General features: G+C 65.3%; 16 protein-coding genes. 8 read left to right on the top strand and 8 right to left on the bottom strand.

Translation table 11 applies throughout. From position 1 onward, the window contains the following. Nucleotides 1-94: 94 nt before the first annotated feature. The 3 genes from MKAN_RS19150 to MKAN_RS19140 all read left to right on the top strand — a co-directional run bounded on the left by MKAN_RS19150 (nt 95) and on the right by MKAN_RS19140 (nt 4,246). The gene (locus MKAN_RS19150) at nt 95-1,753 is read left to right on the top strand and encodes a purine-cytosine permease family protein (protein WP_023371080.1); all 1,659 of its coding nucleotides are present in this window, start codon (nt 95-97) and stop codon (nt 1,751-1,753) included. A 209-nt stretch (nt 1,754-1,962) separates the two neighbouring features. Beyond that, nucleotides 1,963-3,024 carry a PPE family protein gene (locus MKAN_RS19145; protein WP_036391539.1) on the top strand — a complete coding sequence of 354 codons (1,062 nt, stop codon included), beginning with the start codon at nt 1,963-1,965 and terminating at the stop codon, nt 3,022-3,024. Between the two features lie 79 nt (nt 3,025-3,103). Continuing rightward, entirely contained in the window at nt 3,104-4,246 is a 1,143-nt protein-coding gene (locus MKAN_RS19140) for a PPE family protein (RefSeq protein ID WP_023371076.1), read from the top strand. On the opposite strand, the gene truA is transcribed toward MKAN_RS19140, so the two are convergent. The 8 genes from truA to infA all read right to left on the bottom strand — a co-directional run bounded on the left by truA (nt 4,243) and on the right by infA (nt 8,948). Beyond that, nucleotides 4,243-5,085 (bottom strand): tRNA pseudouridine(38-40) synthase TruA, encoded by an 843-nt coding sequence (gene truA, locus MKAN_RS19135; RefSeq protein ID WP_080674257.1) that lies wholly within the window; start codon nt 5,083-5,085, stop codon nt 4,243-4,245. The two genes, MKAN_RS19140 and truA, sit on opposite strands and share 4 nt — an antisense overlap. Continuing rightward, on the bottom strand, nt 5,081-5,707 hold the full coding sequence (gene rplQ, locus MKAN_RS19130) for a 50S ribosomal protein L17 (protein ID WP_023371072.1): 627 nt from the start codon (nt 5,705-5,707) through the stop codon (nt 5,081-5,083). The genes truA and rplQ overlap by 5 nt, the downstream gene beginning before the upstream one ends. An 87-nt stretch (nt 5,708-5,794) precedes the next feature. After that, nucleotides 5,795-6,838, bottom strand: coding sequence for a DNA-directed RNA polymerase subunit alpha (locus MKAN_RS19125; protein ID WP_023371070.1), 1,044 nt, complete (start codon nt 6,836-6,838; stop codon nt 5,795-5,797). An 89-nt stretch (nt 6,839-6,927) separates the two neighbouring features. Then, nucleotides 6,928-7,533 carry a 30S ribosomal protein S4 gene (gene rpsD, locus MKAN_RS19120; protein WP_023371068.1) on the bottom strand — a complete coding sequence of 202 codons (606 nt, stop codon included), beginning with the start codon at nt 7,531-7,533 and terminating at the stop codon, nt 6,928-6,930. 9 nt (nt 7,534-7,542) lie between these two features. Continuing rightward, the gene (gene rpsK / locus MKAN_RS19115) at nt 7,543-7,971 is read right to left on the bottom strand and encodes a 30S ribosomal protein S11 (RefSeq protein ID WP_023371066.1); all 429 of its coding nucleotides are present in this window, start codon (nt 7,969-7,971) and stop codon (nt 7,543-7,545) included. 3 nt (nt 7,972-7,974) lie between these two features. Then, complete coding sequence (rpsM, locus tag MKAN_RS19110) at nt 7,975-8,349, bottom strand: 30S ribosomal protein S13 (RefSeq protein ID WP_023371064.1); 375 nt, start codon at nt 8,347-8,349, stop codon at nt 7,975-7,977. A 185-nt stretch (nt 8,350-8,534) separates the two neighbouring features. Then, nucleotides 8,535-8,648, bottom strand: a complete 114-nt coding sequence (gene rpmJ / locus MKAN_RS29845) for a 50S ribosomal protein L36 (RefSeq protein WP_003879483.1) — start codon at nt 8,646-8,648, stop codon at nt 8,535-8,537. 78 nt (nt 8,649-8,726) lie between these two features. After that, entirely contained in the window at nt 8,727-8,948 is a 222-nt protein-coding gene (gene infA / locus MKAN_RS19105) for a translation initiation factor IF-1 (RefSeq protein ID WP_003418601.1), read from the bottom strand. 295 nt (nt 8,949-9,243) lie between these two features. Between infA and MKAN_RS19095 the strand changes: the two genes are divergently transcribed. From MKAN_RS19095 to MKAN_RS19075, 5 genes are all read left to right on the top strand, one after another. Then, nucleotides 9,244-10,116: an LLM class F420-dependent oxidoreductase gene (locus MKAN_RS19095; protein ID WP_023371060.1), complete on the top strand. Its 873-nt coding sequence runs from the start codon at nt 9,244-9,246 to the stop codon at nt 10,114-10,116. Between the two features lie 176 nt (nt 10,117-10,292). Beyond that, nucleotides 10,293-11,288: a dTDP-glucose 4,6-dehydratase gene (gene rfbB, locus MKAN_RS19090; RefSeq protein WP_023371058.1), complete on the top strand. Its 996-nt coding sequence runs from the start codon at nt 10,293-10,295 to the stop codon at nt 11,286-11,288. Between the two features lies 1 nt (nt 11,289). Continuing rightward, nucleotides 11,290-11,898, top strand: a complete 609-nt coding sequence (gene rfbC, locus MKAN_RS19085; protein WP_023371056.1) for a dTDP-4-dehydrorhamnose 3,5-epimerase — start codon at nt 11,290-11,292, stop codon at nt 11,896-11,898. A 92-nt stretch (nt 11,899-11,990) separates the two neighbouring features. After that, nucleotides 11,991-12,488, top strand: a complete 498-nt coding sequence (locus MKAN_RS19080) for a lipoprotein LpqH (RefSeq protein WP_023371054.1) — start codon at nt 11,991-11,993, stop codon at nt 12,486-12,488. A gap of 191 nt (nt 12,489-12,679) precedes the next feature. Then, nucleotides 12,680-13,771 (top strand): acyltransferase family protein, encoded by a 1,092-nt coding sequence (locus tag MKAN_RS19075; protein WP_023371052.1) that lies wholly within the window; start codon nt 12,680-12,682, stop codon nt 13,769-13,771. Nucleotides 13,772-13,788 lie beyond the last annotated feature (17 nt).

The following is a 13,788-nucleotide window of genomic DNA, read 5'->3' as shown; positions in this document are numbered from 1 at the left end:
ACGAGTTCACTTGCACACTTTCCGCGAAGGCAAGTGCGTGGGCACACCATGGAATCTGATTGCCATTGACCGGCGAATGCGCTGAGGAGATTTGATGTCGGGCACCGATATAGACGTCAAACCCACGGCGCCAAGCGACTTCGATCACATCACGGCCACCGGGGAGACGCTCGAAGATTACACGCTGCGCTTCGCCCCGCGCGGCTACCGACGGTGGTCCCCAGCGGTGGTGGGAATCTCGGCCCTCGGCGGAATCGCCTACCTGGCCGACTTCGCGATCGGCGCGAATGTGGGCATCACCTGGGGTACCGTGAACGCCCTCTGTGGAATAGGGATTTTCGCCGTCGTGGTGTTCACCACCGGGCTGCCACTGGCCTACTACGCGGCGCGCTACAACATCGACTTGGATCTGATCACCCGCGGTAGCGGTTTCGGCTACTACGGTTCGGTGGTCACCAACGTGATCTTTGCCACCTTCACATTCATCTTCTTTGCGCTCGAGGGCTCGATCATGGCGCAGGGTCTCAATCTGGGACTGCATGTCCCGCTGTGGCTGGGATACGCGATCTCGACGCTGATGATCTTCCCGCTGGTGATGTACGGCATGAAAGTCCTGTCGCAGCTACAACTTTGGACCACCCCGCTGTGGCTGCTGCTGATGGTCGCCCCGTTCGGCTACCTGGTCGTCAGCCACCCGGAATCCATCGGCGAGTTCTTCTCCTACGCCGGCAAGGACGGTGGCGGCGGCCTCACCGTCGGCTCGGCCCTGTTGGCGGCCGGTGTATGCCTGTCGCTGATCGCCCAGATCGCCGAGCAGATCGACTATTTGCGCTTCATGCCGCCACGAACGCCGGAGAACTCCCGCCGGTGGTGGACGTGGACTCTGCTGGCCGGGCCCGGCTGGGTTGTCTTCGGTGCGCTCAAGCAAATCATCGGGTTGTTCCTGGCGGTGTATCTGATCTCCCACATCGCCGGCGCCACGGCGATCGCCAATCTTCCTGTGCACCAATTCATGCAGATCTACCGCAATGTCATGCCGGGCTGGCTGGCGCTGGCGCTCGCCGTGATCTTGGTGGTCCTCAGTCAGGTCAAGATCAATGTGACCAACGCCTATTCGGGCTCGCTGGCATGGACCAATTCGTTTACTCGCGTCACCAAGCATTACCCCGGCCGCATCGTGTTCCTCGCCGTCAATCTCGCAATCGCGTTAATCCTGATGGAAGCCAACATGTTCGACTTCCTCAACACGATCCTCGGGTTCTACGCCAACTGCGGCATGGCATGGGTGGTGACCGTGGCGTCCGACATCGTCGTCAACAAGTACCTGCTGCGGCTGTCGCCGAAGACCCCGGAATTCCGCCGCGGCATGTTGTATGCCATCAACCCAGTCGGCTTCGGCTCACTGCTGTTGGCTGCCGGGCTCTCGATCGTCGCGTTCTTCGGCGGCCTCGGCGAGACCCTGCGGCCCTATTCACCGCTGGTCGCAATCGTTATCGCGGTGGTCATGCCACCGGTCCTGGCGATCGCCACTCGCGGCAGGTACTACCTTCGGCGCGGGCACGACGGCATCGACCTGCCGATGTACGACGAACACGGCAACCCATCAGCCGAGCAACTGAACTGTCATGTCTGCCGTCATGATTTCGAGCGGCCCGACATGCTGGCCTGTCATACACACACCGCCCACGTCTGCTCGCTGTGCGTCTCCACCGACAAGCGAGCCGAGCATGTGCTGGGAGCGTCGGTGCAGTAGTTAACCGTTACACTTATTTCTATAGTGTATAGTTGCAGCAGGATATGTTTGCTATTGCGTGGTGACCGGGTATCCCCGCGGATCCTGACGACGGCGATGTCGCAGCAAGCTGACTTTACCGCTGTCCAGGAGGGTCGATGGGCCTTGAGATCCACCCGTCAGGGGGCGATGCCAACGGCGTTGCGCCCGTCCCACCGGTGCCAATGCTCATCGACTTCGGCGCGTTGCCGCCGGAGATCAACTCCGGCCGCATGTATACCGGTCCGGGCTCCGGCCCGCTGATCGCCGCTGCGGGAGCCTGGGACGCGTTGGCAGCAGACATCGGCGCGGCGGCCAGTGGCTACCGCACCGTCATCGCGGAATTGACGAGCTTGCAGTGGTCGGGTCCGGCATCGGCCGCCATGCTGGCCGCGGTCACCCCGTACGTGACGTGGTTATGCGCAACGGCGGCACGTGCCGAGCAGGCGGGCATGCAAGCCCGGGCGGCCGCCGCCGCCTACGAAACCGCTTTCGCCATGACGGTGCCCCCACCGTTGATCGCCGCCAACCGAGTTCGGTTGATGGTGCTGGTCGCCACCAACTTCTTCGGCCAGAACACCCCCTTGATCGCGTCCACCGAGGCGGAATACGCCGAGTTCTGGGCCCAAGACGCCACCGCGATGTACGCCTACGCTAGCTCCTCGGCAACCGCATCGGTGTTAACGCCCTTTACTGCCCCGCCAAACACCACCAGCCCGGGCGGGCTGGCCGAGCAGGGCCTGTCGGTCGGCAAAGCCGCAGCCCAGCAAGGCCTTTCAGCGCTGAAACGGCCCTGGTTCCCCATCATCCCGACCCAGGACTGGAACGCGTTGATTAACACCTGGGGGTTGACCTATTTCGGGGCCGGGATCGTTCAGCTGGTCACTTTGTTCGCCCAGCAGCTCATTCCCGAATCCGCCTCCGCCACAATGCCGATCGCCGGCGGAGCCGCGCCGGCGTCGGCTTTGACGCCCTCGCAGCTGGCCGTCGCCCGACCGGCCTCAGCCGTGTTCGGCCAGGCGGACAGGTTGGGCTCGCTGTCGGTGCCGCCGAGTTGGGCAACGTCGCTGAACCCGGCAAAGGCCGGGGCCGCCGAGATTTCGCACACTGTCAGCACCGTCGGCCGTACGAATGCGCCTCGGGGCCTATTCCCGAACACGCCGACGGGGAACGACCGCCGGGGCGCAACCTTCGCCCGGCGCCGATACGGGATACGCCTGACGGTGATGTCCCGCCCGCCGGCCGCTGGATAGCGGAAATCACTGAGCCACTGCCCTATTGAGGAGGAACAGAGATGTCAATTGCAGCTACCCAGGTAAGGTGTTGATAACGATGGATTTCGGAGCGTTACCACCGGAGATCAACTCCATTCGTCTGTATTCCGGGCCCGGGTCGGCACCAATGGTGGCCGCCGCATCGGCGTGGAGCGGATTGGCCGCCGAGCTGACCTCGGCCGCTAATGAATACCAGACGGTGATCACCGCACTGCACAGCGAAGGATGGGTGGGCCCTTCGGCTGTGACGATGGCCGCTGCGGTCGCGCCATACGTGGCATGGATGCGTGCCACCGCCGCGGCGGCTGAACAAGCCGCCGGCAAAGCACGATTGGCGGCCGCAGCCTATGAGACCGCGTTCGCCGCCGTCGTGCCACCGCCGCAGATCGCGGCCAACCGCGCTCAATTGTCGACGCTGATCTCGGCCAACGTCGTCGGCCAGAACACCGCAGCGATCGCTGCCACCGAGACTCAATACGGCCAGATGTGGGCACAAGACGCCGCCGCCATGTACGCCTACGCAGCTGCCTCGGCCACCGCGTCGGCGGTAACGCCGTTCATTTCGCCGCCGCAGACCACCAGTCCCGCCGCGTCGGCCACTCAGGCCGCAGCGGTCACCAGTGCCGCCGCCACGGCGGCCGGTGCCACGCAGAGCACCCTGTCGAGCTTGCTTTCGGAGCTGCCCGGCGTGCTGGAAGGCCTCGCGTCACCCTTGGCCTCTGCCGTCTCAGCGACAGCGGGTCCGATCGAGCGGTTCCTGGAGTGGTGGGCGCCGTTTGCGAACTTCCTCTATGACACCGCCGGGTTGCCGTTCTTCGGCGCCGGGATCGCCAGCTTCTTTGCGTCGACGGCGAAGACGATGGGTCTGATCGGCCCGGCGGCCGCCGCGCCGGAGGCTGCCGCGGCCGCGGCCGGTGCGGCGGGACTGGTGGGAGGGGGGCCGGTGTCGGCGAGTCTGGCCCAGGCCAGCACCATCGGCAAACTGTCGGTACCACCCACCTGGGCCGGAGCGAGCCCGGTGGCGACCCCGACCAGCACGTCGATGTTCGTCAGCGATGTGATCGAACCGGCGGACCTCGGGTCATCCGGAAACGTGGTCGGTGGCATGCCCATGGCCGGTTCGAGCCGGGGGTCGGCGGGTGCCGGTCCCCGATACGGATTCCGCCCCACCGTGGTGACCCGCCCGCCGTCGGCGGGCTAGCGCGAACGCAGGTCTCGGGTGGTCAAGGCCCGCGCCGCCAGCTGGTCGTCGGGAGGATAGTCCACCTGGACCAGCGTCAAACCGTGCGCCGGCGCGGCCGCAAAGTCGCTGGAACGGCCAGTCGCAGTGAGCAATTCGCGACACCAGGCGGTGCTGCGCCGATGCTCGCCGACGGCCAGCACGGCTCCGACGAGGGACCGGACCATGGACCAGCAGAATGCGTCGGCGGTGACATGCGCGGTGACCAGGTCGCCGTCACGCGCCCAGTCCAGGCGCTGCAAGTCGCGGATGGTGGTGGCACCGTCGCGATGACGGCAGAATGCGGCGAAATCGTGTAACCCCAATAGCTCTCGCGACGCGATTGTCATCGCCTCAACATCCAGATCCCGCGGCCAGGCGGTGACATAGCGCGCCAGCTGCGGCACCACTCCGTAGGGCGCCGTCGACAGCCGGTAGACATAGTGCCGACACAGCGCGGAAAACCTGGCATCGAAATCCCTTGGGGCGCGGACGATATCGATCACCCGGACGTCTGAGGGCAGGAAGCGGCTCAGTCGCCGCACCAGGGGCCGGAATTCCGGATGCCCGGCGCGGACCGAATGCGAATAGGCGTTCGGCAATGCGTCAACCGGCACATCGGCATGGGCCACTTGTCCGCTGGCATGGACCCCCGCATCCGTCCGTCCGGCCGCCCGCAGCCGTATCGGGGTGCGAAATATCGTCGTCAGTGCCGCATCGAGCACGCCGGCGACCGTACGCAGCCCCGGCTGCGTCGCCCAGCCCGCGAAGTCGGTTCCGTCGTAAGCGATGTCGAGCCGCAGCCGGACGTCCGCACTAATCCTCGGTGGCCCCTTCGGCGTCCTCGGTGTCCTCGGTGGCTTCGCCCGCCTCGTCGGCCTCGCCCGCCTCGTCGGCAGGCGCGGCCCCTCCGGCCTCGTCACCAGCGGCCTCACCGGCAGCCTCGTCGGCGGTCGTACCGACCGCGGCCTCAGGCTCGACCGCCGCCTGCGGTGCCGCCGCCGCTGCCACTGGTGCTGCTACATCCTGAGAAGCCTGCTTCGACGCCTTCACCCGCCGTGCCCGATCCGCCTCGGACGTCACCGTCTTTTCCCGCACCAGCTCGATCACGGCCATCGGAGCGTTGTCGCCCTTACGCGGCTCGACCTTGATGATGCGGGTGTAGCCGCCGTCGCGGTCGGAGAAGAACGGCCCGATCTCGGCGAACAAGGCGTGCACCACATCCTTGTCGCGGATCTTCTTGAGCACCTCGCGCCGATTGTGCAGCGTGCCCTTCTTCGCGTGGGTGATCAGCTTCTCCGCGTACGGGCGCAACGCCCGAGCCTTGGGCTCGGTGGTCTTGATCCGGCCGTGCTCGAACAGGGACGTGGCCAGGTTGGCCAGGATCGCCTTCTGGTGTGAAGACGACCCGCCGAGGCGCGGGCCCTTGGTGGGCTTGGGCATTGCTGACGCTCCTGTCTAGATCGCGCTGAGTCCAATTGTCCGGCTCCTCAGCGGGCCGCTAGCGGCCCGCATCGTCACCGGGGCCATTCAGAGCTGTTCGGTTTCTGCGTAGTCCTGGTCGTCGTAGGAACCCTCCGTGGACCAGGTGCCGGTGGCCACGTCGTAGCCCGCGACCTCCGACGGGTCGAAGGTGGGCGGACTGTCCTTGAGCGACAGACCCAGCTGATGCAGCTTGACCTTCACTTCGTCGATGGACTTCTGACCGAAGTTTCGGATGTCGAGTAGGTCGGACTCGGTACGCGAGACCAATTCACCGACGGTGTGCACGCCCTCGCGCTTGAGGCAGTTGTAGGAACGGACAGTCAGGTCGAGGTCATCTATCGGCAGCGCGAACGACGCGATGTGGTCGGCCTCGGCCGGCGACGGCCCGATCTCGATGCCTTCGGCCTCGACATTGAGCTCGCGTGCCAGACCGAACAACTCGACCAGCGTCTTGCCCGCCGACGCCAACGCGTCGCGGGGAGTGATCGAACTCTTGGTCTCCACGTCGAGAATCAGCTTGTCGAAGTCGGTACGCTGCTCGACCCGGGTGGCTTCCACCTTGTAGGTGACCTTGAGCACCGGCGAGTAGATGGAATCGACTGGGATACGGCCGATTTCGGCACCAGAAGCCCGGTTTTGGACGGCCGGGACGTAGCCGCGGCCACGTTCGACGACGAGTTCCACTTCGAGCTTGCCCTTGTCGTTCAAGGTGGCGATGTGCATGCCGGGGTTGTGCACCGTGACACCGGCCGGGGGCACGATGTCGCCGGCGGTGACCTCACCGGGACCCTGTTTGCGCAGGTACATGGTGACCGGCTCGTCCTCCTCGGAGGACACGACCAGACTCTTGAGGTTCAGGATGATGTCGGTGACGTCCTCCTTGACCCCGGGCACCGTGGTGAACTCGTGCAGCACGCCGTCGATGCGAATGCTGGTGACGGCCGCACCCGGGATCGATGACAACAGGGTGCGTCGCAGCGAATTACCAAGGGTATAGCCGAATCCGGGCTCCAGCGGTTCGATGGTGAACTGGGACCGGTTGTCGGTGAGGACTTCCTCCGACAAGGTGGGACGCTGAGAGATCAGCATGGTGTTTCTTCTTCTTCCTTTCGACGTCCGCCATATGACGTCTTTGGGGGTGCTCCGTTGCGGCGGCTGCCGCAGCAGACGACTTGCGGTTACTTCGAGTAGAACTCGACAATCAGCTGCTCGGTGAGGGGGACGTCGATCTGGGCGCGTTCGGGCAGTTGGTGGATCAGGATGCGTTGCCGCTCCCCCACCACCTGCAGCCAGCTCGGGATCGGCCGGTCACCCGCGGTCTCCCGGGCGATCTGGAACGGCACGGTGTTCAGAGAGGTGTCCCGCACGTCGATGATGTCGTACTGCGACACCCGGTAGCTGGGGACGTTGACGTGCACGCCGTTGACGCTGAAGTGCCCATGGCTGACCAGCTGGCGGGCCATCCGGCGGGTGCGCGCCAGGCCGGCGCGGTAGACCACGTTGTCCAGCCGGCTCTCCAGGATTCGCAGCAGTTCCTCACCGGTCTTGCCGGGCTGCCGCACCGCCTCTTCGTAGTAGCGGCGGAACTGCTTTTCCATTACGCCGTAGGTGAAGCGGGCTTTCTGCTTCTCCTGCAGCTGCAGCAGATATTCGCTTTCCTTGATCCGGGCGCGGCCGTGCTGGCCGGGCGGATAGGGACGCTTTTCGAAGGCCTGGTCGCCGCCGACGAGGTCGGTGCGCAGCCGGCGCGATTTACGAGTGACGGGTCCGGTGTAACGAGCCATGGTTGTCTGCTAGACCCTTCTGCGCTTGGGTGGGCGGACGCCGTTGTGCGGCTGGGGGGTGACATCGGAAATCGCGCCGACCTCCAGGCCGGCGGCCTGCAGCGAGCGGATCGCGGTCTCACGACCCGAGCCCGGCCCCTTGACGAACACGTCTACCTTGCGGACGCCGTGCTCCTGCGCCTTGCGTGCGGCGTTCTCCGCGGCCAGCTGCGCGGCGAACGGCGTCGACTTCCGAGAACCCTTGAACCCGACATGACCCGACGACGCCCAGGCGATGACATTGCCCTGGGGATCGGTGATCGTCACGATCGTGTTGTTGAAGGTGCTCTTGATGTGGGCGGCGCCGTGCGGGACGTTCTTCTTTTCCCGCCTCCGGGTCTTCTGTCCCTTTTGACCCTTTTTGGCGGCGCCGCTAGCTGTTTTCTTGGCGGGTGGCATCGGTTACCTGGCCTTCTTCTTGCCTGCGATGGTGCGCTTGGGACCTTTACGGGTCCGCGCGTTCGTCTTGGTCCGCTGGCCACGCACCGGCAGCCCACGGCGGTGCCGCAGACCCTGGTAGCAGCCGATTTCGATCTTGCGGCGAATGTCGGCCTGCACCTCGCGGCGCAGGTCACCCTCGATCTTCAGGTTCGCTTCGATGTAGTCACGCAGATGGGTGAGCTGGTCGTCGGTGAGATCCCTGGTACGCAGGTCCCGGTCGATGCCGGTGGCGGCCAGAATTTCGTTGGATCGGGTGCGGCCGATGCCGTAGATGTAGGTCAGGGCGACCTCCATCCGCTTGTCGCGCGGCAGGTCGACGCCGACTAATCGAGCCATAGGTGGCGTTTCCTCTTTCTCGGCGGAGGTGTGGTCCCAGTCCGTTCCCGCCAAATTTGCGGGGCCCGGCCTCCGTCCGGGCGTGGATGAGCTGGCCCATCTCTATAGATGCCAGCCGCTCATTGGTGCTGGGAGGTCTGCATTCAGTTGTCTGGTGCGCTCGGCCGGGCCGGCGGAAGCCTTGACTAACCCTGCCGCTGCTTGTGGCGCGGATCGGAGCAGATCACCATGACCCGCCCGTGTCGACGGATCACCCTGCACTTGTCACAGATCGGCTTGACGCTCGGGTTCACCTTCACGGCAGTCTCGGTCCTGTTCTCTGGGGCTTTGTTCTCAATGCCGGGGTCTCAATGCCGGGGTCTCAATGCCGGCGCAGGCTACTTGTACCGGTACACGATGCGGCCCCGGGACAGGTCGTAGGGAGACAACTCCACCACCACGCGGTCCTCGGGCAGGATGCGGATGTAGTGCTGCCGCATCTTGCCGCTGATGTGGGCGAGCACCTTGTGGCCGTTTTCCAGCTCAATGCGAAACATGGCATTGGGCAAGGGCTCGACCACGCGACCCTCGACCTCGATGGCGCCGTCCTTCTTGGCCATTGCGTTCTGGCGATCCTCACTTCTTGTCAGTGCACCGGGTTCGGCGCAGCACCCGCCCGGACTACAAACGTGAGCCGGTGGTGGAAATTCCGCGAAGCACTCCGAGAAATTTCGGGACTGGGCACACCAGAAGCCGGCACGGACGCCGCACCGTTGGTCCACAATACCCGCATCGCCGCGTCCGACGCAAAACCCGACCGGAACCAACCGGAACCAACAGGAACCAACCGGAACCAACCGGAACCAACCGGAACCAACCGGAATAGCGTGCCCGGACCGGCGGGTTGGACCAACCGTGACCAATTCTGATTCCAGTTCTGCCGCCGGCAAGCCGGACCTCGGCCGGTTCGGATCCTTCGGTTGGGGCGTAACCCCCCAGCAAGCCAAAGAAATCGAAGCCCTGGGCTACGGGGCCGTCTGGGTGGGCGGCTCGCCGCCCGCAGAGCTGGTTTGGGTGGAACCGATTCTCGAGGCGACGACCACCCTGCAGGTGGCCACCGGCATCGTCAACATCTGGTCAGCGCCCGCCAAGCCGGTCGCCGAGTCGTTCCACCGGATCGAACGGGCCTACCCGGGCCGTTTCCTGCTCGGTATCGGTGTCGGCCACTCCGAGGCGACGGCCGAGTACCGCAACCCCCAGAACGCGCTGGCCGCCCTGGTGCAGTACCTGGACCAGCTGGACGAGTACGGCGTGCCGGCCGACCGACGCGTGGTGGCGGCCCTGGGTCCCCGGGTGCTCAAGCTGTCGGCCGAACGCAGCGCCGGGGCCCACCCCTACCTGACCACCCCCGAGCACACCGCGCAGGCCCGCGAACTGATCGGCCCCTCGGCGTTCCTGGCGCCCGAACACAAGGTGGTGCTGACCACAGACCCCGAACAGGCCCGCTCGGTGGGCCGCAAGGCCCTGGGCGTCTATTTCAACCTCGCCAATTACCGCAACAACTGGAAGCGGCTGGGCTTCAGCGACGACGACGTCACCCGGCCCGGCAGCGACCGCCTGGTCGACGCCGTGGTCGCCTACGGCACCCCCGAGGCCATCGCGGCACGGCTAAAGCAGCACCTCGATGCCGGCGCCGACCATGTCCCCGTGCAGGTCCTGACACAGGCGGAGAACCTGGTCCCGGCGCTCGCCGAATTGGCCGGTCCACTCGGGCTCACCCGGTCCTGAAACGGGGTCGAGGCAGTTTCCGTCAGGCCCGGCCCGGGCCGGTTCGGTGTCCGGCCATGCCACGGGCCGACGCCACCACCAACACTGCGGCCGGCAGACCGACGAGACGTTGACGAGACGTTATCGCCGGCACCGACCGAACTGGCCGGGCCGCCGGGACCCGTTAGGGTTTGGCCATGCGGCTGCTAGTTACCGGTGGAGCGGGCTTCATCGGCGCCAACTTCGTGCACAGCACCGTGCGCGAACGTCACGAGGTTCAGGTCACGGTCCTCGATGCGTTTACTTACGCGGGCCGGCGTGATTCGCTGGCCGACGTCGCGGATGCGATCACACTGGTCGAAGGCGATATCACCGACACCGGCCTGGTTTCCCGGCTGGTGGACCAGTCGGATGCGGTCGTGCATTTTGCCGCCGAAACCCACGTCGACAACGCGCTGGATGACCCCGAACCGTTCCTGCACACCAACGTGATCGGGACGTACACGATCTTGGAGGCGGTCCGGCGCTACGGCGTGCGGCTGCACCACATTTCCACCGACGAGGTCTACGGTGACTTGCCGCTCGATGACCCGCAGCGGTTCACCGAGTCGACACCGTACAACCCGTCGAGTCCGTACTCGGCGTCCAAGGCGGCCGGTGACATGCTGGTGCGGGCCTGGGTGCGGTCCTACGGCGTCCGCGCCACCATCTCCAATTGCTCCAACAACTACGGGCCGTATCAGCACGTCGAGAAGTTCATTCCGCGCCAGATCACCAATGTGCTCACCGGGCGGCGGCCCAAGCTCTACGGCAGCGGCGCCAACGTCCGCGACTGGATCCACGTCGACGACCACAACAGTGCGGTATGGCGGATCCTGGAAAAGGGCCAGATCGGGCGGACCTACCTCATCAGCGCCGAAGGCGAGCGCGACAATCTGACCGTGTTGCGCACCCTGCTGCGGATGATGGGCCGCGACCCCGACGATTTCGACCATGTCACCGACCGAGTCGGTCATGACCTGCGTTACGCCATCGACCCATCCCCGCTCTACGACGAATTGGCCTGGGCGCCAAAGCACACCGATTTGGAAGAGGGGTTGCGCGCCACCATCGACTGGTATCGCGACAACGAAGCGTGGTGGCGACCGCTGAAAGACGCCGCGGAGGCACGCTACGAGCAGCGCGGTCAGTGACATGAAGGTACGCGAACTCGACATCCCCGGCGCCTGGGAGATCACTCCTACCATCCACGGCGATTCGCGCGGACTGTTCTTCGAATGGCTTACCGAGCGCGGCTTCAGCGCCTTCGCCGGCCATCGTCTGGACGTCCGGCAAGCCAATTGCTCGGTATCGGCAGCGGGCGTCCTGCGCGGCCTGCATTTCGCCGAGCTGCCGCCGAGCCAGGCCAAGTATGTGACCTGCGTGTCCGGCTCGGTGTTCGATGTGGTCGTCGATATCCGTTTGGGTTCACCGACATTCGGGCGGTGGGACGCGGTGGTGCTCGATGACGTGGACCGCCGGTCGGTTTACATCTCCGAAGGATTGGCGCACGGTTTCCTTGCGCTGCAAGATAATTCGACCGTGATGTATCTGTGTTCGGCCGAGTACAACCCGCAGCGCGAGCACACGATCTGCGCAACAGATCCAACGCTGGCCATCGACTGGCCGTTGGTCGACGGTGTGGCGGCGAGCCTGTCGGACCGCGACGCCGCCGCTCCCAGTCTGCAGGAGGTGCGCGCTTCGGGTGTCCTGCCGACCTGGGCAGCGACCCGGAAATTTGTGGACGCCCTGCGCGGCGAGTAATTCGCATCTGTACGCCGGCTGCGCCGCCATACATACTGCTTCAGAAGATCTGCCGGTATCGCGGGTGCAGACCTATCCGAAGGAGAACTTTGGTGAAGCGTGAATTGTGGATCGCCGTCGGGGCGGCGACCATCGTCGCGGGCGTGGCGGGGTGCTCCAACGACAACAAGTCCGGACCGTCATCCAGCTCGGCCACGTCGTCCAGCGCAGCCCCGAGTTCGACATCGGCGCCCGCGTCGAGCACTACCCCGGCAGCAGCCGGACAGACCCGGGTGATCATCGGCGGCCAGCCGCAGAACGTCAGTGGCCCGGTGGTGTGCTCGACGAATGCCGGAAGGTTTTCCATCGCCGTCGGCGACATGGCAACGGGAATCATCGTCGGCCTGGAGCCGGACGGGTCGGTGGTTCACAGCGCCGGCCTGGGCACCGTCGACGGCGTGGTCATGAGCTTCACCGAGGGGGTACCCGACGAGAACGCCAGCGCCACCAAGACCGACAACAGCTACCACATCACCGGTGTGGCCAGCGGTGTCGACAATGCCGGTCAGCAGGTGCACAAGCCGTTCGAGGTCGACGTCACCTGCCCCTAACAGGCGCATCGGCTACCTCGATGCCGTCACCGGTCCGAAGCCGGGTGAAGGATGGCGAATAACAGCACATCCGGCTGGCCCGCGACGTAAATTTACCCGAAGCGCAACCTCCAGATAGCAGCGCTATCCGCCAGTTGTCGTTGTCTGGAGCTGCCGCGCCGAGCCCGAAGCGCGACGACAGGCTGGAACGGATGACACTCGGGGAACAATTCGACCCGCGAAAAAACGCGCTGAATGCATTTCGGCTCGCCCTGGCGATCGCGGTGATCCTGTGGCACTCCTTTCCGCTCACCGGCCGCGACGTGGATGTCCCGGCGGTCCGTCAACTTCTCAGCTCGGTGCATGTCGACGGATTCTTCGCGATATCCGGATTCCTGATCACGTCGAGTTGGCTACGCAACCCCAAGGTCCGCGACTACCTGGTCGCGCGCGGTCTTCGGATCCTGCCCGCCTTCTACATCTGTTTGATCATCACCGCCGTTGTCATTGCACCCCTCGGGGTGGCGATTCAGGGTGGCCCGGCCGCGAGACTGCTTTTTTCGGCCGCGCCGATCGAGTACATCGTCAAGAACGGTGCGGTATGGGTATTCAAGGCCGACATCGGGGGAACACCGAGCGGGATCCCATTCCCCGGTTCGTGGAACGGCTCGTTGTGGACGCTCGGATGGGAACTGCTGTGCTACTTGGCCGTGGTGGTCCTCGGCGTCACCGGCCTCCTCGGTCGGGTGTGGCTGCTGCCCGCGGCGACGGCACTGGCAGTGCTGTGGTCGGCGGTGGTGCCGCCGACGACCTGGGAAGCCCCGACGCCCGAACAGAATGCCGCACGCTTTGCCGTCATGTTTTTCGCCGGCGCGCTGATCTACCAATGCCGAAACGTGCTACCCGCACGGTGGTCGCTGGTCGCGGTGAGTGTGGTCGTCGTCCTCGCCTGCGGGCTGCTGCCCAACTATCGGGTGATCGCCGCGGTTCCGCTTGCCTACGCCATCATCGTTTCGGGTGCGCTGATCAGCAACAGACGCTTTTCCTTGCGTACGGATCTGTCATATGGCGTGTACATTTTCGCGTTCCCGATTCAGCGGTTGCTGGTCATCGGCGGGCTGGACAGCACGAACCCATTTGCGCTGTGGGGCATTGCGACGCTGGCCACGCTCCCGATCGCCGCGCTGAGCTGGTTCCTGGTGGAAAAGCCCGCGCTGGGCTGCAAGACCCGCTTCCTGAAGGGGAAGTCCGCTGATCGCAGCCGGCTGCAGTATCGCGCTGATGCCCAGGCCGCGCTGCCGTAACGCTGATGTCGGCGCGT

The organism is Mycobacterium kansasii ATCC 12478, from assembly GCF_000157895.3.
Taxonomy (GTDB): Bacteria; Actinomycetota; Actinomycetes; order Mycobacteriales; family Mycobacteriaceae; genus Mycobacterium; species Mycobacterium kansasii.
Note: the sequence above shows the minus strand (reverse complement) of the source record. Positions and strands in the feature narration are given on the sequence as shown.